Here is a 1,445-nt window from a genome sequence, read left to right on the forward strand (position 1 = left end):
CGAAAATATCCAACCCAAACAAGGCTACTTTATCCAACCCGATCAATTGTTTTATCACTACCGCCTCAAAGCTGATAACTATGAATTTAACTTGACCGACTTACAAGCAGGTTTTAATGAGTTGGAACGTCAAGGAGAAGAATTCAGTGGATTGTTTGCGGATATTGATTTAAACTCCACAAAATTAGGCTCAAATGCACAACAACGTAATGTGACGATTACTGAGGTCTTGCGTGCTTTAGATGAGATTGACTTATTTGAACACAATGGCGATGTGATTGGGGACGCTTATGAGTATTTAATTGGGATGTTTGCGGAAGGTGCGGGTAAAAAAGCAGGCGAGTTTTATACCCCACAAGCTGTTTCACGCATCATGTCAGAGATCACTTCAATCGGCCAAGAATCTCGAGCACCTTTTCATATCTATGACCCTGCGATGGGTTCAGGTTCTTTGATGCTTAATATTCGTCGCTATCTCATCAATCCAAATCAAGTGCACTATCATGGACAAGAGTTAAATACAACGACCTTTAACTTGGCACGTATGAACTTAATTCTTCATGGGGTGGATAAAGAACGCATGAACCTGAATAACGGAGATACTTTAGATGCCGATTGGCCCTCAGAAGAGCCTTATCAGTTTGATTCCGTAGTCATGAATCCACCTTATTCTGCAAAATGGTCAGCGGCAGATCAGTTTCTCTCTGACCCTCGTTTTGAGCGTTTTGGAAAATTAGCGCCTAAATCTAAAGCTGACTTTGCCTTTCTCCTTCACGGTTTTTACCATTTGAAAGAATCGGGAACAATGGGAATTGTCCTTCCGCATGGCGTGCTCTTTAGAGGAGCCGCAGAAGGAACCATTCGTCAAGCCCTTTTAGAAATGGGAGCCATTGATGCGGTCATTGGCTTGCCGGCCAATATTTTTTTTGGAACGAGTATTCCGACAACGGTTATTATTTTGAAGAAAAACCGCTCTCATCGTGATGTCTTATTTATCGATGCTTCTCAAGATTTTGAAAAACAAAAAAATAAAAATGTCCTGTTGGATGAACATATTGATAAAATTGTTTCTATCTACAAAAAACGAGAAGATATTGAAAGATATGCTCATGTTGCAAGTTTTGATGAGATCCAAGAAAATGACTTTAACTTAAATATCCCTCGTTATGTCGATACCTTTGAGGAAGAGGAACCGGTTGATTTGGTTGCAGTAAATACCAATCTCCTTAAGGTCAATGAAGAATTAGTTCAACAAGAGCAAGTGCTCTTATCGTTGATTGACGATTTTTCAGAAAGTGAAGAGAATCAAGCCTTAATTGATTCGATGCGTCTTCTTTTGAGAGGTGGGCATGATGAGTAAAAAGAGTCCACAATTAAGGTTTGAAGGTTTTACGGATGATTGGGAAGAGCGTAAGTTCTCAAATTTAGCTGAAGTAAGACGGGGC

1 protein-coding gene is annotated in these 1,445 nt (G+C 39.9%); it reads left to right on the plus strand.

Going from position 1 to position 1,445, the window contains the following annotated elements:
* Positions 1 to 1,360, plus strand: a 1,360-nt coding sequence (locus AB0M22_RS45685) for a type I restriction-modification system subunit M (RefSeq protein WP_364740337.1), incomplete at its 5' end; no start/stop codon positions are given.
* Between the last annotated feature and the right edge of the window lie 85 nt (positions 1,361 to 1,445).

This window comes from Nocardia sp. NPDC051756, from assembly GCF_040681495.1.
Lineage (GTDB): Bacteria > Actinomycetota > Actinomycetes > Mycobacteriales > Mycobacteriaceae > Nocardia.